This window comes from Flavobacterium sp. P21 (genome assembly GCF_050632225.1).
GTDB lineage: Bacteria > Bacteroidota > Bacteroidia > Flavobacteriales > Flavobacteriaceae > Flavobacterium.
On sequence record NZ_CP192585.1, the window covers coordinates 4,145,319 to 4,167,638 of the forward strand.

A 22,320-nucleotide genomic window follows, 5' to 3' on the forward strand; every position below is an offset into this window, starting at 1 on the left:
TATTAATATGTTTTGTTGATTAAGTAAAAATCAGCCAAAACAATTGCGGCCATTGCCTCAACAATTGGCACCGCACGAGGTACAACACAAGGATCATGGCGTCCTTTGCCTGTCATTGGTGTAATATTTCCTTTATTATCTAATGAATCTTGAGTTTGCATAATTGTCGCAACAGGCTTGAAAGCTACTCTGAAATAGATATCCATTCCGTTGCTTATTCCTCCCTGAATTCCCCCAGAAAGATTTGTTTTTGTAGTTCCGTCAGGATTGTATAAATCATTGTGTTCGCTTCCTTTCATTTCTGATCCAGAAAAACCACTTCCGTATTCGAAGCCTTTTACTGCATTTATTGAAAGCATTGCTTTTCCTAACTCTGCATGCAATTTATCAAAAACTGGCTCGCCTAAACCAACCGGAACATTTTGAATAACACATGAAACAACACCTCCAACAGTATCGCCTTGTTTGCGGATATCACGAATATACTCTTCCATAATCGCGACCGATTTCTCATCTGGACAACGAACCGGATTGCTTTCGATTTTCGAAAAATCTAAATCTTGATAAGGAGTATCTAAATGAATTGGACCTACAGAAGAAACGTAAGCATTAATCTTAATTTCAGGAAGCATCTGTTTTGCAATCGCTCCAGCAACTACACGGCTTGCAGTTTCACGTGCAGAACTTCTTCCACCACCTCTGTAATCACGAAAACCATATTTTTGGTCATATACATAATCAGCGTGGCTTGGTCTATAATTATCTTTAATATGAGAGTAATCGTCTGATTTTTGATTGGTATTTGGAATAATAAAACCAATTGGAGTTCCTGTTGTTTTTCCTTCAAAAATTCCAGATAAAAACTGAACTGCATCTGGTTCTTTTCTTTGCGTTACAATTGCTGATTGTCCAGGTTTTCTTCGCGCCATTTCAACTTCAATTGCTTCAAAGTCCAATTGAATTCCTGATGGACAACCATCAATAATACCGCCTAAAGCTTCACCGTGCGACTCGCCAAATGTTGTAACTCTATATAATGTGCCGTAGCTATTTCCTGCCATGTTTTTAGTTTTAGCAAATGTAAGTTTTATGAATTAAATTAAAAAATATAAAATTGTGATTATTAATTTAAGGTTAACGAGTTCAAAAATCATAATTTATTAAAATTGGAGCTCATTTGATAACCATTTGATAAAATAAATCCAGCGTTTGTTTCTTTTATTTGTTAAACTTCAAATCAAGAAAAATTGAAAAAGAGAAATGTTGAACTGGTTGTAATTTCAGATGTTCATTTGGGGACCTACGGAAGCCACGCCAAAGAACTAAACAACTATTTATCAAGCATAAAACCCAAAACACTTGTTTTAAACGGAGACATAATTGATGCTTGGCAATTCCGAAAATCGTATTTCCCAAAATCCCATTTAAGAGTGATTCAGCGCATCATCGGAATGGCTTCTAAAGGGACAAAAGTGTATTACATTACCGGAAATCATGATGAAATTCTTCGAAAATTCACCGACATGAATATGGGAAATTTTTCTTTAGTCGATAAATTAGTTTTGGAATTAGACGACAAAAAAGCATGGATTTTTCACGGAGACGTTTTTGATGCTTCTGTCCAACATTCAAAATGGATCGCAAAATTAGGAGGATTAGGTTATGATTATTTGATTCTTTCCAATCGTTTTGCCAACTGGTGTTTATCAAAATTGGGGCGTGAACCTTATTCATTTTCTAAAAAAATTAAAGCCAGCGTCAAAAAAGCGGTAAAATTTATTTCAGATTTTGAAACTACCGCAACAGATTTGGCTATCGAAAAAAATACGATTATGTAATCTGCGGACATATCCATGAGCCAAAAATCATTACTAAAGAAAACCGTCACGGATCGACTTTATATTTAAATTCAGGTGACTGGGTCGAAAACTTGACCGCATTAGAATATCATAAAAAACGCTGGAAAATGTATTCTTATGCCGAAAGCAATTTTACTGAAGAAGAAAACTTATTTGAAATGGAAGACAACCTAACTTCACAATTGTTGATTTCTATCATGGAAAAAAATAATCTTCAACCTTGTAATTCCCAACCAAATAGCCCATACAACACCTTCAAACAAAGGTTTATTTCAAAAAAATGTAAATTATATAACAATTTTCAAAAATTTTATACGTTCTCTACATAGTTGTAGTTATACATTTGAAAAAAATTAATTGAATCATTTTTATGAAAAAAATCATTTTATCAGCCATTATGCTATTAGGTTTAGCATTTACGGCTCATTCACAAGACATTGCGAAAAACGCACTAGGTTTGCGTTTAGGCGACAATAACGGTTTTGGAGGAGAAGTATCTTATCAAAGAGGATTGAATCAAAAAAACAGACTAGAATTTGATTTAGGCTGGAGAAACAGCAGTGACGTTGATGCGATCAAAGGTGTAGCACTTTATCAATGGGTTTGGAATATAGATGGCGGTTTTAACTGGTACGCAGGTGTTGGTGGTGGACTTGCCGCTTGGGATCACGATTATTACAACGGAAACACCAAATATAATGACAGCGGAACGTATGTTTTTGCGACAGGAGATATAGGAATTGAGTATGGATTCAAAGAAGTGCCAATTCTTTTATCATTAGACGCAAGACCAGAAATTGGTTCTGGATATTACGATGATGATAACTTTGGATTTGATGTTGGTTTAGGAATCAAATTCAAATTCTAAATAAAAATAAAAAATAATTGTAAAAGAAAACCTGTCGTTTTAATAGCGACAGGTTTTTTTTGTGTTTTAAATTGATAACTATTGTCACCCTGAGCGTCCCGAGACTTCGGGAGAAGGGCGTTTGGATTGCGAGGGCTTCGACTCCGCTCAGCCTGACATCTGACTAATAACGAATGACCAATAACCAATAACCAATAACCAATAACCAATAACTAATAACTAATAACTAATTACTTTTCACTAATTACTAAGTACTAAAATCACTTAATAATAATCTCTTTTTTAGAATGAATTTTCACCACAGTATAAGGATATGAAATAACCTGCATAACCATTGCATCTGGTGCTGGGTTATTTTCTTTAACCGTGATAATAATATTTTTATCCGTTTCCTCTACTTTTTCAACTCCAATAGAATAACCGCTGGTATTTTTTTCGCCCATATTCAAAATAACATAATTTGAATTGTTAATATCAGCCTGTTTCATTTTACCAGCCAAAAGCGGATCATTTTCAAGCATTTTAATTTCGTTCGGTTCCGTCAAAATTTCAAAAAATTTGATGTTTCCGCCGCCATCCGATTGTTCAGTCAAAACTTCATATAAAGCTGTCGAACCCGAAGTCTTTTTTGCGCCACAGGAAATCAAAACAAAAACTGCTAAAACTGAAATTACCTTTTTCATTCATTAAATTATTTAGATTGCTTTCTTATTCTTTATAGTCATCAATTGCTTTTTGATACAATGCTTCGTATTTTGGAAGTATATTTTTTATATCAAATTTCTTAGCTACTTCTAATGCATTCTTTTTAAATTCTTTCAGCGTTGCATCATCTTTCAAGATCTTAATTGCATTCTCTGCCATTTGCTCAACATCTCCCACATTGCTCAAATACCCAGAAACCCCATCAAAATTAACCTCAGGCAAACCTCCCGAATTACTAGAAATCACAGGAACACCAAGAGCCATCGCTTCTAAAGCCGCTAAACCAAAACTTTCAGTTTCTGAAGGAAGTAAAAACAAATCGGTCATGCATAAAATCTTGTCAATCTCATTACTGTTCCCAAAGAAAATCACTTTGTCGTAAATTCCCAATTCCATACATAAAACTTCAGCCTTTTCTTTTTCAGGACCATCACCTACCATCATCAATTTAGCAGGCATTTCTTTCTGAATATTATAGAAGATTTTAATGATATCCGGAATACGTTTTACTTTTCTAAAGTTACTGATGTGTGTTACAATACGCTCATTTGCTTTTGCCATTACATAACGATGGCAGGGCGCATCTGGATCTTTTACCACTTTGTCCAATTCAATAAAATTCGGAATTACCTTAATTTTATTTTTGATTTTGAATAATTTCAAGGTATCATCTTTCAAACTTTGCGAAACCGAAGTCACATAATCTGATTTATTGATGCTGAAAGTCACCGCAGGTTTATAAAACGGATGATTTCCAACAAGCGTAATATCAGTTCCGTGAAGTGTTGTAATCATTGGCAAATTGATTCCTTCGTTTTTCAACATTTGCTTCGCCATATAACCTGCATAAGCGTGCGGAATAGCATAATGCACGTGCAAAACCTCAATCTTGTATAATTTCACCATATCGACTAATTTGCTCGACAAAGCCAATTCATAAGGTTGATAATGAAAAAGTGGATATTCCGGAACATTAACTTCGTGATAATGAACATTCGGATTCAAAAGTGCCAATCGAACTGGCTGGCTATAAGTTATAAAATGTATTTCGTGTCCTCGTCTGGCTAATTCAAGTCCTAACTCAGTGGCTACTACCCCACTTCCGCCAAACGTCGGATAACAAACTATTGCTATTTTCATGTATTAGATTTAATTCTACGAAAATACTCAAAAATCACGTTTAATCGACCGTTTCATTTGTTAGATTTTTGTAAATATCAGATACACCACAGTATTAGACCTTTACGATTCAAACAATAAAATATCTCATAATTCTTATCAGGAGCAGAAAAATTTGTTTTCACAAGAAGCACCTGTCCCGCTGTCCGCTATATTCCCGATTAACAAAAACTACGGCTGAAAAAGCCTTGTTTTTCTAAATCGGGAGATGCCTCTACCATCGGGGCTAGATTAGATGGTTTTGTTTTCAAAAGCGCTACTAAACAACAACATTAGCGAAATCAAACTACATAAACATATAAGTTTGTCATTTGTAAAAGGTTATATAATTCTGAAACAAATTTAACCTCAATAACTTACACGTCCTTATATGGTTAAAAAAATAAATATTACTTTTGATAATCCTATTTTTTTGAAAGCAACTTATCAGATGATTAAAATATTTCCGTTTTAATCAAAGCAACAATTATTATAATTATACCATTTATGAATGTTTTACTCATTGAAGATGATAAACGCATCAGCGAATTTATAGTAAAAGGTTTAGAAGAAAACAATTTTACAGTCCATTTGGCCGAGACGGGCGAGATTGCGAGAGATCTCATTCAGCATGATATATGGGATATTATCCTGATGGATATTATGCTCCCTGGAATTGATGGTATTCAGCTGACAAAAATGATGCGCTTCAAAAAAATCACACTCCAATTTTAATGCTCAGCGCTCTTAGTGATACTGATGATAAAGTAAATGCTTTAGATTCTGGCGCCGACGATTATTTGGTAAAACCGTTTCATTTCAAGGAATTGATTTCGAGAGTAAATGCCTTAACACGCAGAACAAAATTTAATTATGACAAAGTAGAAACTCTATATGTCTGCGGAAGCCTGACTATAAATCCGGAAGAACATACGGTTACAGAAAATAATGAACCGATTGATTTATCGCCAAGAGAATACAAACTGTTGTTGTTTTTATTAGAAAACAGAAATAAGGTAATGTCAAGAACTCAAATCTTAAATGCTGTCTGGGGCATAAATTATGACAATAACACCAATGTTGTCGATGTGTATATTTCGTATCTGAGAAACAAAATTGAGCAAAATCATAAATTTATCCAAACCATAAAAGGAACTGGATATATGCTGAAAGAATAGTCATGAAAATACGCAACAGGTTTACCATAATTTCTTCTCTTACGTTTAGCGTTGTATTTGTCATTGCTTCGATTATCACTTATTTTTCTTTCTACAGTTATTCTGAAAAAATTATTTTTAATGAAGTTCAGAAAACATGTTTGCTAACGGGAATTTTTTATCTGGAAAAAGATGAATTACCTAAGAATCAACATTTAATTATTGGAAAACAATTCAGGGAAAATTCGCTCGAAATGATTGCGCGTGTCTATGATAATAAAAATCAAATTGTATACGGCGACAAAAAAACAGACGAAAATATCACCAAAGAAAAATTGGATTATATTAGAAAAAATGGAAAATTGAGTTTTAAATCTAAACATCATTTCTATTTTGGCAATTATTACCATGACAATCAGGGAAATTTTGTAGTCTTGGTCAAAAAAATGATCAGGAATTTAAAACTGTCACTAAAAGACTTCTTATTATAATGCTTTTAGTCCTATTAAGCGGATTAATTATAATTTATATCGTAAGCCGTTTACTTTCGAATCTGGCGTATAGTCCAATCAAAAATATTATTAATCAGGTAAACGAAATCGAAGCTTCATCGCTAGATCGTAATATTGTTTCACCAAATACAAAAGATGAAATTCAGGAATTAATCGAAACCTATAATAATTTATTGAAGCGTTTGTCAGATACATTTATCATCCAGAAAAACTTCATTAATTATGTTTCGCATGAATTTAAAACGCCTTTGACAGCTATTTCGGGAAATCTCGAAGTATTTGCTCAAAAAGACAGAACAAGTGCCGAGTACAAACAAATGTCTGAAAAAGTATTAGAAAATGTCTATCAAATTGAAGACACTATGAATACGCTTATGATGCTTTCGGGATTGAGAAACAATACAGAACTTACTGAAATTTTCAGGGTCGATGAACTCGTTTGGGACATAAACGATCAATTGCCTGAACTGTATCAGCTAAAAGACGCTCAAATCAAAATTGCAATCGAAATAGAAAACGACAAACTGCTTTCAATTAAAGGAAATAGCAACGAAATTAAAATTGCGTTATATAATATTATTGAAAATGCCGTAAAATACTCCAACGGAAATCCGATCAAAATAAGTCTTTTGCAACAGGAAAATCAACTCAAAATTGTAATTGAAGATCACGGAAGTGGGATTACTGAAGAAGACTTAAAATTCATAAAACAAACCTTCTACAGAGGCAAAAATGCAAAAGACATCAAAGGCAGTGGCGTTGGGCTTTCGTTAGCCAATATTATCTTTAAACAAAACAACATTCATTTTACAATTATGTCGAAAAAAGACGAAGGAACGACTGTAACCCTATTATTCCCTCCACTCTAATCGTTTTCTAATCTAACTCTAACTCCTTTCTAACAAGTCTCAAATTAGGATTTAATATGCTACAGATAGCTTTGTGGCATATTAAAATCAACTCAATTTGAAACGTATACTTTTAACCCTAATTATTATTGTATCCTACAAAGTTAGTGCACAGACTGCTACTCTAAACGATACAATTGTACTTTCCAGAAAACAAGCAGAGTCTATATTTTTGGAAAAGAATATCTCTCTTATTTCCGAAAAACTGAATATCGATATTGCCGATGCACAGGTGATTCAGGCAAAATTATGGCCAAATCCTACGCTTACTGTAGGCGAAATCAATCTTTGGAACAATGCTACCGCACAGCAATTACCGGCTTTATGGGGAAATTTCGGGAGAACACAGCAAGTCAATGCAGAGCTTGAGCAATTAGTTCAAACTGCTGGAAAACGAAAAAAGATGATTGCCATGGAAAAAGTGGGTGTTGATATTGCCAAAGAATATTTCAAGACCTTTTTGCGCAATCTTAAAATCGAATTTAGAGGCAATCTTACTGAACTGCAATACACACAAGCTCAGGAAGCACTTTACAAAAAACAACTTGCCTATTTGAAGACATTGCTAAAAGCATATGGTAATCAGGTTTCGCAAGGAAATGTTGGAAAAGGTGAATACATCAGGCTAAAAGCATCTGAACTTCAATTTTTAAAAGAATTAAGTGATTTGCAAAAGGATAATAATTCGCTACAAAAAGAACTGAAAGTTTTAATGAATCTTCCGCCGACAAGTTATATCAAACTTACTGACGAAGGTTTTGTTCCTGAAAATAAAAATCTTGAAGATATAAATGTGGGCAATTTGATGGCATCGGCGGTAGATAACCGTCCAGATGTGAAAGTGCTTAAACTCGGAAATGATTATAACGACTTAAAGTATAAATACGAAAGAGCCAAACGAACTCCTGATGTTACACTAGGAATGAGTTATGATCGTGGAGCAAGTTTAATGAATGATTTTGTTGGTGTTGGTTTCTCGTTGGATCTTCCATTTTTTGATAGAAATAAAGGAAACATAAAAGTTGCAAAACTAACTGTTGATCAAGGCAAATTAGAGACCGAAGAAAAAACACTTACGGTACAATCCGAAGTTTTGCAAGCTTATCAGGATCTAATCGTAACAAAAAAACTTTACGATACAGTTGATGCAACTTATGAAGGCGATTTGGATAAACTGTTAGACGCTTATCGTAAAAATTTCATGCAGAAAAACACTAGCATGCTTGAATATCTTGATTTTGTTGATGCCTATATGGATAATAAATCGATACTGCTTAATTCTAAAAAAGACCTGAACAATGACCTCGAACAACTGCGTTACATCGCTGGCGAGGAAATCAACTAAAATCTAATTATCAAAAATAATAACAAACAAATGAAGAAACTTATTTTACTCCCGATACTTGGGTTAATGCTCGTTTACGGATGTGGCAAAAAGGAAGAAGTTAAAGAAAGCAAAGAAGAAAAGTTTTGTATCGATAAAGAATTAAAAGAAAAAATCACCATCGAACCGGTGCAAAAACGTGCTGTGAGCGAATCGATAAACCTTACCGGAAATATTACTTACAACAGCGATCATATCGTTCAGTTTAACAGCCTTGTACAAGGAATTATTACCAAAACTACTTTCTCACTTGGTGATTATGTCAAAAAAGGACAGGTTTTGGCTGAAATAAAAAGCACAGATCTTAACAGCATGCAGTCTGAAAGCAAATCATTGCAATCTCAGATAGCAGTTGCGCAACGCAATTTACAATCTGTTAAATCCATGTACGACGACGGAATTTCATCGCAAAAAGATTTAATGCAAGCACAAAGCGACTTAGATGTTTTAAAATCATCTTTACAAAATGTAAGAGCAAATCTTGCCATGTACAGCGCCAGCAGTGAAAGATCAGTTTTCCAAATCAAAGCACCAACAGAAGGTTATATTGTAGCCAAAAGTATTAGTCCTGGAATGCAGATTACAGATTCAAGTGATCCTCTTTTTACCATTTCTGATTTAAAAGAAATCTGGGTTTTAGTAAATGTATATACGAGTAATTTAAAAAATGTTTCCGAAAATATGCCTGTAGATGTTACTACTCCAGCCTATCCAGGAGAAATTTTTAAAGGAAAAATAAAAATGATGGCTAAAGTTTTTGATGAAGATGAACATGTTTTAAAAGCCAGAATCGTAATGGACAACAAAGATTTAAGACTTAAACCTGGAATGACGGCAGACATTGTTATTGATAAGAGCATGGGAGGCGAAACATTAGTCGCTGTTCCTGCAAAAGCCGCCATTTTTGATAATAACCGTGATTACATCTTAATTTACAAAAACGATTGTACGATTGAAACCAGAGAAATCAATCCCGTTATAAAAAACAACAACTGGCTATATTTTGATAAAGATGTAAAAGAAGGCGAAATGGTGATTACTAAAAATCAGCTTCTAATTCACGAAAGATTAAAAAACTAAGTATTCCTTAAAAACGGATAAATACCATACAAGACATGAAAAAATTTGTACAAGGTCTGGTGGCTTTCTCGCTAAAAAACTCTCTAATAGTTTTTTTCCTGACTGCCATATTGCTAGCCGCAGGAATCGTAAGTTACATTCATACACCTATTGAAGCTTTTCCTGATGTGACCAATACCAGAGCAAGAATTATTACACAATGGCCTGGAAGAAGTGCCGAAGAAGTAGAGAAATTCGTCACATTGCCAATTTCAAAACAAATGAATACTATTCCTAAAAAGTCTGAAGTACGTTCTACTTCGCTTTTTGGGCTATCAGTAGTAACTGTATTATTTGATGATGGAGTCGAAGATTTCTACGCACAGCAATATGCCTCAAATCGTCTTAACGGGCTAGATTTGCCCGAAGGTACCGATGTTGAAATCGATCCGCCATCTGGAGCAACTGGAGAAATATTCCGATATTCTATCAAAAGTGATTTACCTATCAAAGAAGTAAAAGCTATTCAGGATTGGGTAATTGAAAGAGAATTAATCTCGTTCCTGGTGTTGCGGATGTGGTAAGTTTTGGTGGAGAAGAAAAAATGTTCGAAATCAAAATCAATCCAACTCAGTTAGAGAATTACAATCTATCGGCATTAGATGTTTATGAGGCCGTTTCAAAAAGTAACATCAACGTTGGTGGAGATGTCATCAAACGTGGCGACCAGGCTTATGTTGTTCGTGGCGTTGGCTTAATCAACAAAGTAGAAGATATTGGTAATATCATGATTGAAACTAAAGGTTCTGCACCAGTACTAGTAAAAAATGTAGCCGAAGTTTCGATTTCGGCAAAACCAAGATTAGGACAAGTAGGTTTAGATGGCAATGATGATGTGGTTGAGGGAATTGTTGTAATGCTTGCGCGGAGAAAATCCAGGTGAAGTAATCAAAAGATTAAAAGTGCGTCTGGACGAACTTAACGAAAGAGTTTTACCAAAAAATGTAAAAATAGTTCCGTTTATTGACCGTACGGAGTTGGTAAACACAACTGTAAAAACCGTTACAAAAAACCTTACTGAAGGTATTTTATTAGTATCCTTAATTGTGTTTATTTTCCTTTACAACTGGAGAACTTCTTTAATTGTAGCCTCAGTAATTCCGCTTTCGTTCTTATTTGCTATTATAATGCTTCGAATTCAGGGATTGCCAGCGAACTTAATTTCGATGGGAGCATTAGATTTTGGGCTTTTACTCGAAGGAACGCTCGTTATTGTCGAACAGGTATTCGTTTCGCTCGAAAAGAAAGCGCATCAGGTGGGTATGGAACGCTTTAACAGTATGAGCAAAATGGGACTTATCAAAAAAAGTGTGGGCAGTGTCGCTACTTATATTTTCTTTGCCTTGATAATTTTGATTGTTGCCTTGATGCCAATTTTCTCTTTTACAAAAGTTGAAGGAAAAATGTTCTCTCCCCTAGCCTTTACTTTGGGTTATGCGTTATTAGGATCATTGATTTTATCACTTACTTACGTGCCGGCAATGTGTAAAGTCATGCTGACTAAAAATATTGTTGAGAAAGAAAATATGATTTCTCGTTTCTTTAGAGAAAATCTATTCAAACTATTTCAATGGAGTACCAGACACCGCAAAGCAACGATATATGCATTCTTAGCTTTATTGGCTATATGTATTACAAGATTTGCTTTTTACGGATCAGAATTTATTCCGAAATTGAACGAAGGCGCCATTTATGTCAGAGCAACTTTGCCCAACAGCATCAATCTTGATGAATCGGTCAGGCTGACGAAAGAAATGAAAGCCAAAATAAGGAAATTTGAAGAAGTAAAATTCATCCTGACCCAAACCGGAAGACCAAATGACGGGACTGATCCAACCGGATTTTTTAATATCGAATTTCATATCGAATTAAAACACAAAGACGAATGGAAACACGACATCAGTAAAGATGAACTGATTGCCGAGATCAAAAAAATACTCGATGTATATCCCGGAATTGCATTTGGTTTCAGTCAGCCAATTCAGGATAATGTCGAGGAATATGTTGCCGGAGTCAAAAGCCCGCTTGCTATAAAGATCTTTGGAAGTGATCTTTTCGAATTGGAAGAAATGGCCGCAAAAGTAGCCAAATCAATCAAAGATGTAAAAGGAATTGATGATATTAATGTGTACAAAAACATTGGTCTGCCGGAGTTAAGAATTCAGCTTAACGACGAAAAAATGGCACGTTATGCCGTTACAACTGCCGATGCGCAAGCCGTAATTAGAATGACGATTGGCGGGCAGGCGACAACCAAGTTTTATGATGATGAAAAGATTTTTGATATTACGCTGCGTTTCGAAAAAGAATATCGTGACTCTAAAGAAAAAATCGAAAATATTCTGATCCCGACTATGAATGGCAAAAAAGTACCATTGAAAGAAATTGCAACAGTCGATTATAAAACAGGTCCAACTTTTATTTATCGTGAAGGAAACAGCCGATACATTGCCGTAGGATTTAATATTCAAGGACGCGATTTAGGAAGTACTATCGAAGAAGCACAGAAAAAAGTGGTCGCCGAAGTAAAACTTCCAAAAGAAAATACAATGAAATGGGCAGGAGAATTTGAAAGCAAAGAAAGAGCATCAAAACAATTAGCGATGATTGTACCAGTCGTTTTAGTATTGATTTTATGTTTGTTATATTTCAATTTCGGAAATTTCAAAGATACTATGATCGCTGTAACGGCAATGCCATATGCTTTTATTGGCGGATTCATATCGCTCTGGATTACAGGAACTGTATTCGGAATATCGGCAGGAATTGGATTTATTATTCTTTTTGGTGTCAGCGCCATCGACAGTATTGTTCTCATTGGAATGATTAGGGAAAACATGAGAAGTGGAATGCATTTAAAAGACGCTATTTCGCATGGAATCCACGCTAGAATTCGTCCTATTGTAATGATTGCACTAATGGGTTCTCTAGGATTGCTACCTGCGGCCTTATCAACAGGAATGGGTTCTGAAGTTCAAAAACCATTAGCTATTATGATTGTTGGCGGTTTAATAACCTGTATGATTTTGTCGATTACAGTATTGCCTCAGGTATTTTATTTAGCTTATCGCAAAAAAGACCCGAACAACACCGAATCTTAATATTAAAACTAATATAAATTTTAAAAAGCACCTTTAGACATCCTGTTTAAAGGTGCTTTTATTCAAATAATAGGAATCGTAAAAATACCTTATAATATCACAAATAAAACTTTTAAAGGTAATACCCCTAAAAGCATTCATTCAAAATATTTCTTAATGACCTGAAATAAAATTATTTTTTTTAAACTTTTTCTTTTTATGGAACAGAAAATTGACAACGGAAAAATTGAAAATAGAATCGAAACCGAATTACTGAATCATGTCAAACTAAGCATAAATCCAAGATTCCAAGATTGGGTTTTGTTTAAAAATGGGACATACATTATTTTTGAATACGCAGATCGTTTTCCTGATATAAAAAGCGAAGCTATAAGACTGATAAAAAAGTTCGGCCCAGTTTATCCAGGAGGAAAATCAGAAGATTTTGACGTAACCGATTTAAACAAAACAAAAGGCTGGATTGTTTCTGGACATGGTTACGGAATTTACACTTACGTGAGTCCGCAGGAAATAAAATCTAAAATACCAAATATTGTTGATATAGGCTTATTAGGTCGCAGTAAAAGAGATTTAGACGGTAGAAATCCTGTAATTATTCATGTTAATCAAAAGTAAAAAAATCCCCAATAAAATTAATAATCATGGCTGATGACATCAAATTCCTTTTAATAAATCACCAGTTTGTTTTATTGTACCTCTACTAAGGTGTATAATCCAAAATCTTTATTTTCACTTTTTGCCATTTCGACTTTTATGACAAACTTTAGCAAAAAATGAAACATAAAATAATTAAAACAAAAAAGGCACAAAATCTAAATTTTATGCCTTTTCAAATATATTATAAATTCATTCTTAGAAAAATCTGCTATGCCAACTATCCGCGACAGGAACTTCCCAAGATTCATTAAATTCCTCGATATTATTCACAAGATTATTAAAAACAATCGTATTCTCCGAAACCGATTTGTCTTTAACCATCTTTTTAAAATCAATTAACGGTTTGTGCGCGATATGCTCCCCAAGTTTAAAAGTAACGTTCATTTTGTCAAGCAAATCAACATTGTACTTTTTTTCTAAGCTTTGAATAAATTCAACTGAACTATCAATAGAACAGCCTGTTGCCGCCTGCACATCTTGATTTACAGCCAATATAATGAAACGATTGTATTTCAGCAAAAACGAAGCTTCAAGACTTGTTCCATGCGCCGCCCACTGCTCTACAAAAGCTTTTAAATCGGTTTCAATTTCAGAAAACTCTTCCTCAGAAAATTTTCTGTTCGATTGGTAAATCCAAACTCTAGACTCACCAGGTAAATTTTCAAAAGGTATATACATTTTTTAATTTTAGATTTTAGATTGTTGATTTTAGATTTGAAAAAAAATTAGGTTTCAAGTTTCAGTATAAAAAAACTTAGCATCTTAGCAACTTAGAACCTTAGCGTCTTTTTACAAATCTTGCGCATTTGCAATTAGTTCTGCAACGTCCATTACTTTTACATCACCCTCTTTATGTGCATGTTTAATCCCATCTGTCAACATGGTATTACAGAAAGGGCATCCCGCGACAATAATATCTGGCTTAGTCTCTAAAGCATCTTCCGTACGCAAAACATTCACCTCTTTGTTCCCTGGTTCAGCATCTTTAAACATTTGTGCTCCACCAGCTCCACAGCATAATCCATTCGCTTTAGAACGTTTCATTTCAACTAATTCAACGTCTAATTTTTGAATTAAATCTCGTGGCGCTTCATACACTTTATTTGCTCTTCCTAAATAACAAGGATCGTGAAAAGTGATTTTCTTTCCTTTAAACTGACCACCTTCAACAGTCAATCTTCCATCATCAATTAATGACTTTAAAAACTCTGTATGATGAATAACTTCATAGTTTCCACCTAATTCAGGATACTCGTTTTTCAAAGTATTAAAACAATGTGGACAAGCCGTAACAATCTTTTTTGCTTCATATGCATTTAAGACCTCGATATTCATCATGGCTTGCATTTGGAACAAAAATTCATTTCCGGCACGTTTTGCAGGATCTCCAGTACAACTCTCTTCAGTACCTAAAACTGCAAATGAAACATTCGTACGATTCAAAATACGTACAAATGCTTTTGTAATTTTTTTGCTCTATCATCAAAACTTCCCGCGCAACCTACCCAAAATAAAACTTCTGGTTGTGTTCCTTGGGCTAGCATTTCAGCCATTGTTGGCACTACTAAACTTTCTGACATCTTCTTTTGTTGTTAAATCGGTTAATCGTTTATTTGGTTAATCGCTCTCTATGATAACCTTACTAAAAAACCTTTATTTTTTTATAAAAATCGATTAAACGGTTAAACAATTAACCGCGTAAACAATAAATCTTAATTCTCGTTTTTCCAATTCAAACGGTCTTGCTGGCTGTATTGCCAAGGCGCACCGTTGTTTTCAATATTAGTCATCATTGCGTTTAACGACATTGGCGCAAGCACTTTGCTCCATAACCAAGTAGCGACGCATATCCATAATAATAGAAAGCGGACTAATATTTACAGGACATTCTTCAACGCAGGCATTACATGATGTACAAGCCCACAATTCTTCTGGGGTAATATAATCGTTTAAAAGTGATTTGTTATCTGGAACAAAAACACCTTTATTGGCATCAATATTTTTTCCAACTTCTGTCAAACGATCTCTTGTATCCATCATAATTTTACGAGGAGACAATTTTTTTCCTGTTTGATTTGCCGGACAAGATGACGTACATCTTCCGCACTCTGTACATGTGTAAGCATTCAAAAGCCGCACCCAATTTAAATCCTGAACATCGCTTGCTCCAAATTTAGCCGGAGCAAGCATTTTCATCAACTGGAGTCGCTGCAAATGGATCAGCATTTGGATCCATCATCAACTTCACTTCTTTTGTAACCGACTCTAAATTATCAAACTGACCTTCTGGTTTCAAGTTTGCAAAATAAGTATTCGGGAAAGCCAAAAGAATATGCAAATGTTTTGAGAAATATAAATAGTTCATAAAAACTAAAATACCCACAATATGAAGCCACCAAAAAACTTCGAACAACAATCCAACCAATTCGTTTGAAGTACCGTTAAATATTGGCGCGATAAACTGGCTGATAGGATAACTTCCTGCTTTATGAAAATGAGAATATCCTCCAGGAACATTCTGCAAATGCAAATCTGATGCATTCATCAATAAAAACAGAATCATTAAAACGGTTTCAAAGTACAAAATGTAATTCGCATCGCTCTTTGGAAACCCAGTTAGATCTTTGCTTACAAAACGTTTTAAACGAATCACATTTCTTCTGATCCAAAAAGTAACAACCGCAACAATTACAAGTATTGCCAAAATTTCAAATGAAGCAATCAAAACATCATAAACCACTCCTAAATAAGGAGCAAAAATTCTATGTGTTCCAAAAAGCCCGTCAATAATAATTTCCAGCAATTCGATATTAATAATTACGAAACCTACATATACAAAAATATGAAGTATTCCGGCAACAGGGCGTCTCACCATTTTTGATTGCCCTAGAGCAATCAATGCCATGTTTTTCCAACGAGCTTTAGGATTATCTTTTCTATCTACGTCAACTCCTAAATTAATGTTTCGGATGATTTTTTTACGCTCGCTGTAAAAAAACCAAAACCTACTACAAGAAGTATGGCGAATAAAATATTATCTAAATAACTCATTTATAATTATTTTTTAGTAGTTGAATTAGCGTCTTCAGTTGGTGCTACGTATGGTTTGTTTTTCTTTCCAAAAAGTGAAACATTGACGTAACGAGTTGGGTATAAACGAAGGTCTTGTAATAACAATTCAAGCTCTTTTGAAGTTTTAGCTAAATTATTATATAAAGCGTCATCATTTAATATTTTTCCTGCAGTTCCTTTTCCAGAATTCAAATTCGCCATCAAGACATCCACTTTAGCCAAAGTCTGGTTCAAATTGCGCACTGTTTTTCCTAAATCAGCTTTATTTAAAGAATCTGAAATTTTGCTGAAATTACCTGACATTTTATTCAAGTTTGTCACAACTCCATTAATCTGGCCTTTATTAGTATCTAAAATAGAGTTAAGACTTCCGCCGGCTTTATGAAACTGCTCCATTGTCTTACTTAATTCAGCAATCGTTTTCTTTAAATTTTCCTGCGTATTTTTATCTAAAGTATTGTTTAATCCTGTAACCAGATTATCAATATTCACAAGCATTTTATCTAATTTAGCTTGAATTGGTTCTAGTTTTCCTCCTAAAGATTCTGTCAAACCTAATTCAACAGTTCCGGCTAATGTTTGGCCTTCTTCCGCTGGATTTTTATCTGCAAGATTTGGTACAATTTTAATTTGCTTTCCTCCAATCAAACTTGGAGAATACAAAGCCGCTGTACTTGTTTTTGAAATTGGAAAATCTGTTTTAAGCCGCAGTTCAACTAATAATTTTCCTGTTGTTTCATTGAGTGTAATTTTATTTACTTTACCAATTGCAAGTCCGTTTATGGTAACTGGTGCTGACGGTGCCAAATCCTCAACATTATCATACTCAACAAATAATGTTTTGTAATTGGTAAAAAGATCTCTTCCCTTTAAAAAACTGTAGCCCCAAATAAATAATAAAATTGCTCCGATGACTAGAATAGCCGTTTTAATTTCTCTTGTTAGTTTCAAAATTCTAAGTGTTTGTACAAAATTAATATAAATATTCGAACTTGTGGCTATTATTTAGTAGCGTCTTGAATACTGATTTTTTCTCCATCTTTAGTTGCAGTCAAAAATGTTGCGCCATAACCTTTACTCTTAGCCTCTTGCAAATATTTTTTGTCGCTTCGTAATCCGAAGTTTCTTGATAGAAATATTTGTAAATATTATTTTCATAAAGCATCGTTACATTTTTCAAACCTTTAAAATTTTTAGGCTCTAACGGAGTCTTTTTTATACTTGCAATAAGTCGCACTTTGTAAAAAGTTCCTTTAACTGCGCTTTTAGCCGCCGCAGAAGGCTCTGCTGGCTTAGTTTTTTTTGGCGTCGAAGTATCTTTTGCAGGTCTAACATCTGTCATTTCAGGAACTCCAGAACCAAAATACTCGCTCTTATAACTTAAGATTGCTTCAGCAATTGCTTTTGCAATATCATTTTGCCCTTCTTCTGAGTTCAAGATATTTCCTTCTGTAGGATTAGACACAAAACCTGTTTCAACTAATACTCTAGGCATGTATGCTTTATGAAGTACCATAAATGGCGCTTGTTTTACACCACCTTGTCTTATTTTTTTCCAAGTCGATCAAAATTATCTTCTATTTTTGTAGCCAATGAAATACTGTTATCCAAATATTCTTCTTGCATTAAAGTCATTCCGATCATCGATTCTGGCGAATTTGGATCATAACCTTCATATTTGCGCTTATAATCTTTCTCTAATGTAATTACCGAGTTCTCTTTTTTCGTCGCTTCAAGGTTTGACGCCACTTTACTTAAACCCATTACATAAGTTTCTGTTCCGTCAGCGACTGTATTTTTGTTGGCATTACAGTGAATTGAGACAAAAATATTCGAATTTGCTCTGTTTGCGATATTCGCTCTTTCAACCAAATCAATAAAAACATCTGTTTTACGCGTATAAATCACATCAACATTTGGGCTCGCCTCTAAAATTTTCCCAACTTTAAGTACAATCGCCAAAGCAATATTTTTTTCAATTCGGCCACTGTAAACAGCTCCAAAATCATGATCACCGTGCCCGGCATCAAGTGTTACTTTAAAAACATTTGCCTGACTGTAAGCACAAAACGAAATTATAGTTAGAAAAAAACTAAATAATAGCCTAGTTTTGTTAAATATATTCATAAATCTAAAAGTTAATTTTAATAATATGCAACTGTTATAATTTTCGCAATTGATTATTTTTGCCAAAAAATTATATGTAGTTTTGACATGTCAAAAAACAAGCCATACTTTTACAAAAATAGCATTTAAACCTTTGCACACAAACTTATTTAATATCGTTTTATTATCATTTCTCCTAACTTTAGGATGTGGTAAAGTATATTCGCAAGATATAAAACCGAAAAAAAATCATTACCAACTGTAAAACAAACAGATAAAGCTTCAACTGCTAAAACTGATGCGACAAAACAAACCGATAAATCTACAGCTGTTAAAGTTGACACTGTAAAGATCGACAGCATAAAGCCTGCAAAGACTTTTCTTGATGGTAAAGTAAGATACAAGTCAAAGGATTATGCAACAATAGACAAAAAAAGAAACAGCTTACCTTATATAATGAAGCCGAACTATATTATAAGGATGTAGAATTAAAATCCGGAATCATTATTTTGGATTATGGCAAAGACGAAGTTTATGCTGGAAGAATAAAAGATTCTGCCGGAGTGCTTGTTCAATACCCAAACTTCAAACAAGGATCAAACGAAGTACAGCCAGATTCTATCCGATTTAATTTTAAGACCAAAAAAGCCTTAATTTTTAATTCCAGAACAGAACAGGGTGAATTTAAGATCAAAGTCGCTGTTACTAAAAAAGAAAACGATTCCGTTTACTTTTTAAGAGGCGCGCGTTTCACAACATCAACAGATGTTGATAATCCAGAATACTATTTCCAAACTAATAAAGTAAAATTTGTTCCTGGAAAAAAGGTTGTTACAGGATTAACAAACATGGTTATTGCCGACGTTCCTACTCCACTAGCGGCTGCCGTTTGCTTATTTCCCAATGAGCCAAGAAAAAGTGTTTCGGGTATTATCATACCAAGTTATAACGACTCTAACACGAGAGGATTTTCTTTGCAAAATATGGGATATTATTTTGCCTTGAGCGACAATTACGACTTAACCGCTTTAGCAGATTATTATACCAACGGAAGTTACGCCCTACGTTTCGAATCCGCATATGCCGAAAGATACAAATACAGAGGCAACCTGAATGTACGTTTTGAAAATTTGATAAGCAGTGAAAGAGGTTATCCTGATTATTCAAAACAAAAAATTTACAACATTCAGTGGTCACATTCTAAGGACTCGAAATCCAATCCAAATTCAACGTTTTCTGCTTCAGTGAACATGGGTAGTAGTAAATATTTTAAGCAATCTATTAATCAAGCGAATATTGGTTCAAATTTGAACAATACTTTAAGTTCATCGATATCTTACAACAAAACTTTTAATATAATTCCGCAAGCCCGAATTGCGTTAACAGCGACACATTCGCAAAATACACAAACAGAAGTTATTAACATGACTTTGCCATCGCTTCAAGCGAGTATTGATCGTATTTATCCTTTTGTTGGAAAAGATGGAGTTAAAAAAGGTTTCATAAAGAACATCAACCTGCAATACAACTTAAGTGGTAAAAACAGTTTTGTCACAACCGATTCGCTGTTCTTTAAGCCCCAAATGTTTAAAGATGCTCAAATTGGAATGCGACACACAATCCCATTAAGCACCAACTTTAAGTTATTCAAGTATTTCAGTGCTGGAATGGCGACCAATTACCAAGAAACTTGGGTAACTAAAACCATTCATAAAGATTACGATGACACACAAAGCAAAGTTGTCACTCAAACTGTAAACGGTTTTGACGCTTTTAGAACATATAATTTCAGCTCGAATTTAGGAACTACAATTTACGGTACATTTAATTTTGGCTCAGATAAAAAAATCCAATCTATTCGCCACGTCATGCGTCCTTCGATTACATATGCATACACGCCTAGTTTTGAAAAATACTACGATACCTACGCAGTAGATGCTTCTGGACGAATTACAACACAATACACGCGTTTTGAAGGCGGTGTTTACGGCGCCCCAGGAAAAGAGAATTCAAACATTGTAGGTTTTGCATTGAGCAATACTTTTGAAGCTAAAGTAAGAGATAAAGACAGCACAAAAACAGAACCTAAAAAAATCATGCTGTTGAACAATTTAAACTTCAGTACAAGCTATAATTTCAATGCAGACGGAAAACAAACTCTAGCATGGCAACCTGTACTTGTATCTGGAGGGACACAATTTTTTGACAATAAAATGAATGTCAATTTTGGGGCTACATTAGATCCTTACGCCATTGACAATTCTGGAACAAGGATAGACAAATACAACATCGATAACGGAGGAAGTTTGTTTAGAATGACAAGCGCCAATGTTACATTGAATTACTCGTTCTCCAATAAAGGAGGCGAAAAAGAAAAAACCAACTCTCAGAGCCAGCGAAATGGAGGTCGAAATGATGATTTGTTCGGAACTAACACCGACTTGACCGACAGCCGAAACAGCCAATTTGCTAATGAAAAAGACGACGATAAGGATGTCATCACGGAATTTTTCAATTCAAAAATTCCTTGGGATATGACAATGGCTTATTCGCTTACTTATTCAAACGTAAACCGCGAAAATAAAATCTCAGGAAATTCTATTATGATTTCTGCCAATATGGATATTACGCCAAAATGGAAAGGTGGAGTTTCTACTGGATACGACTTTGTTCAAAAAGGAATTACCTTTACCCAATTCCGTTTTGAAAGAGATTTATTAAGCTGGAGAATGGCATTCAACTGGCAACCACTTGGAACAAATTCTAACTGGAACTTCTTCATCGGAATTAAATCTGGTATGCTTAGTGACATCAAATGGAACAAACGAAGCGTTTCAAATCGATAAAAATTATTTAAGTCATAAAGTTGAAAGTCATAAAGTCAAAAGGTTGTCTTTTACGAGTATGCAAAAGTTTATGACTAACAGCTTATTACAAAAAAATCAAAAACTTACACTTTTAATAAAATATATTGATTATGAAAAAAATCATCTTTACCGAAAAAGCTCCGGCTCCAATCGGTCCGTATAACCAAGCCGTTTTATCAGGAAATACACTTTATGCATCTGGACAAATTGCTATCAATCCAGCGTCAGGGGAACTTGTAACTGACAATATCAACGACGAAACAAAACAAGTGATGGAGAACATTGCGACAATCTTAGAAGTCGCAGGTATGACATTTGAAAATGTTGTGAAATCAACTATCTTCATTATGGATATGAATAACTTTGGCGCAATAAACACAGTTTACGGATCTTATTTTAACGAAAAAACCGCTCCAGCACGTGAAACGGTTCAAGTGGCATGTTTGCCAAAAAATGTAAATGTTGAGATTTCTATAATTGCTGTGCAATAGCATCTAATAATAATTGTGCCGTTGCTTCATTTGTTGCCAGCGGCACATTATGCACATCGCACACACGAATCAGCATATTGATATCAGCTTCATGCGGATGACTCGACAAAGGATCTTTGAAAAAGAAAACCATATTAGTTATTCCTTCTGCAACTCTTCCAGCAATTTGCGCGTCACCACCAAGAGGTCCAGAAAGCATTCTTTGAGTTTTAAATCCTGCGGCTTCAGCCTTACCCCCGGTAGTTCCAGTACCAATCAATCTTATTTTCTCATTATGCAAAACAGCTTCATTTTTGATTAAAAAATCAATTAAATCCGCTTTTTTACCATCATGAGCAATAATTGCAATTTCCATA

Annotated in this window: 14 protein-coding genes and 6 pseudogenes; 11 read left to right on the plus strand and 9 right to left on the minus strand. The window is 34.4% G+C overall.

All coding sequences use genetic code 11. The features are described 5' to 3' along the window. Positions 1-2 precede the first annotated feature (2 nt). Positions 3-1,061 (minus strand): chorismate synthase, encoded by a 1,059-nt coding sequence (gene aroC / locus ACQ9BO_RS20765; RefSeq protein WP_431242293.1) that lies wholly within the window; start codon positions 1,059-1,061, stop codon positions 3-5. A gap of 186 nt (positions 1,062-1,247) precedes the next feature. Here aroC and ACQ9BO_RS20770 point away from each other — a divergent pair. Continuing rightward, positions 1,248-2,062, plus strand: a pseudogene (locus ACQ9BO_RS20770) (UDP-2,3-diacylglucosamine diphosphatase); the annotation flags it as partial. A 167-nt stretch (positions 2,063-2,229) separates the two neighbouring features. After that, the gene (locus tag ACQ9BO_RS20775; RefSeq protein WP_431242294.1) at positions 2,230-2,727 is read left to right on the plus strand and encodes a hypothetical protein; all 498 of its coding nucleotides are present in this window, start codon (positions 2,230-2,232) and stop codon (positions 2,725-2,727) included. Between the two features lie 260 nt (positions 2,728-2,987). On the opposite strand, the gene ACQ9BO_RS20780 is transcribed toward ACQ9BO_RS20775, so the two are convergent. Continuing rightward, a complete protein-coding gene (locus ACQ9BO_RS20780; RefSeq protein WP_431242295.1) occupies positions 2,988-3,410 on the minus strand; it encodes a protease complex subunit PrcB family protein in 423 nt (140 codons plus the stop codon). 25 nt (positions 3,411-3,435) lie between these two features. Further along, a complete protein-coding gene (bshA, locus tag ACQ9BO_RS20785; protein ID WP_431242296.1) occupies positions 3,436-4,572 on the minus strand; it encodes an N-acetyl-alpha-D-glucosaminyl L-malate synthase BshA in 1,137 nt (378 codons plus the stop codon). Positions 4,573-5,097: 525 nt separating this feature from the next. On the opposite strand from bshA, the pseudogene ACQ9BO_RS20790 reads away from it, so the two are divergent. The 7 genes and pseudogenes from ACQ9BO_RS20790 to ACQ9BO_RS20820 all read left to right on the plus strand — a co-directional run bounded on the left by ACQ9BO_RS20790 (position 5,098) and on the right by ACQ9BO_RS20820 (position 13,386). After that, positions 5,098-5,768, plus strand: a pseudogene (locus ACQ9BO_RS20790) (response regulator transcription factor). Positions 5,769-5,770: 2 nt separating this feature from the next. After that, the gene (locus tag ACQ9BO_RS20795) at positions 5,771-6,238 is read left to right on the plus strand and encodes a hypothetical protein (RefSeq protein WP_431242297.1); all 468 of its coding nucleotides are present in this window, start codon (positions 5,771-5,773) and stop codon (positions 6,236-6,238) included. Continuing rightward, on the plus strand, positions 6,238-7,128 hold the full coding sequence (locus tag ACQ9BO_RS20800) for a sensor histidine kinase (RefSeq protein WP_431242298.1): 891 nt from the start codon (positions 6,238-6,240) through the stop codon (positions 7,126-7,128). The genes ACQ9BO_RS20795 and ACQ9BO_RS20800 overlap by 1 nt, the downstream gene beginning before the upstream one ends. Before the next feature lie 97 nt (positions 7,129-7,225). After that, complete coding sequence (locus ACQ9BO_RS20805) at positions 7,226-8,512, plus strand: TolC family protein (RefSeq protein ID WP_431242299.1); 1,287 nt, start codon at positions 7,226-7,228, stop codon at positions 8,510-8,512. 30 nt (positions 8,513-8,542) lie between these two features. Continuing rightward, a complete protein-coding gene (locus ACQ9BO_RS20810) occupies positions 8,543-9,631 on the plus strand; it encodes an efflux RND transporter periplasmic adaptor subunit (protein ID WP_431242300.1) in 1,089 nt (362 codons plus the stop codon). Between the two features lie 35 nt (positions 9,632-9,666). Continuing rightward, positions 9,667-12,771 (plus strand): annotated as a pseudogene (locus ACQ9BO_RS20815) (efflux RND transporter permease subunit). A gap of 198 nt (positions 12,772-12,969) precedes the next feature. Beyond that, entirely contained in the window at positions 12,970-13,386 is a 417-nt protein-coding gene (locus ACQ9BO_RS20820) for a hypothetical protein (RefSeq protein ID WP_431242301.1), read from the plus strand. Between the two features lie 237 nt (positions 13,387-13,623). Here the strand turns inward: ACQ9BO_RS20820 and ACQ9BO_RS20825 are convergent, their stop codons facing one another. The 5 genes and pseudogenes from ACQ9BO_RS20825 to ACQ9BO_RS20845 all read right to left on the minus strand — a co-directional run bounded on the left by ACQ9BO_RS20825 (position 13,624) and on the right by ACQ9BO_RS20845 (position 18,627). Continuing rightward, positions 13,624-14,106, minus strand: a complete 483-nt coding sequence (locus ACQ9BO_RS20825; protein WP_431242302.1) for an ABC transporter ATPase — start codon at positions 14,104-14,106, stop codon at positions 13,624-13,626. 111 nt (positions 14,107-14,217) lie between these two features. Then, positions 14,218-15,008: pseudogene (locus ACQ9BO_RS20830) on the minus strand ((Fe-S)-binding protein). A 132-nt stretch (positions 15,009-15,140) separates the two neighbouring features. Beyond that, positions 15,141-16,479: pseudogene (locus ACQ9BO_RS20835) on the minus strand (4Fe-4S dicluster domain-containing protein). A 6-nt stretch (positions 16,480-16,485) separates the two neighbouring features. Beyond that, positions 16,486-17,451: an MlaD family protein gene (locus ACQ9BO_RS20840; protein ID WP_431242303.1), complete on the minus strand. Its 966-nt coding sequence runs from the start codon at positions 17,449-17,451 to the stop codon at positions 16,486-16,488. A gap of 50 nt (positions 17,452-17,501) precedes the next feature. Next, positions 17,502-18,627: pseudogene (locus ACQ9BO_RS20845) on the minus strand (N-acetylmuramoyl-L-alanine amidase family protein). A gap of 488 nt (positions 18,628-19,115) precedes the next feature. On the opposite strand from ACQ9BO_RS20845, the gene ACQ9BO_RS20850 reads away from it, so the two are divergent. Both ACQ9BO_RS20850 and ACQ9BO_RS20855 read left to right on the plus strand, forming a co-directional pair. After that, complete coding sequence (locus ACQ9BO_RS20850; RefSeq protein ID WP_431242304.1) at positions 19,116-21,452, plus strand: putative LPS assembly protein LptD; 2,337 nt, start codon at positions 19,116-19,118, stop codon at positions 21,450-21,452. Between the two features lie 131 nt (positions 21,453-21,583). Beyond that, the gene (locus tag ACQ9BO_RS20855) at positions 21,584-21,964 is read left to right on the plus strand and encodes a Rid family detoxifying hydrolase (RefSeq protein WP_431242305.1); all 381 of its coding nucleotides are present in this window, start codon (positions 21,584-21,586) and stop codon (positions 21,962-21,964) included. Here the strand turns inward: ACQ9BO_RS20855 and ACQ9BO_RS20860 are convergent. After that, positions 21,945-22,319, minus strand: coding sequence for a methylglyoxal synthase (locus ACQ9BO_RS20860; protein ID WP_132988140.1), 375 nt, complete (start codon positions 22,317-22,319; stop codon positions 21,945-21,947). The genes ACQ9BO_RS20855 and ACQ9BO_RS20860 overlap by 20 nt on opposite strands. Position 22,320 lies beyond the last annotated feature (1 nt).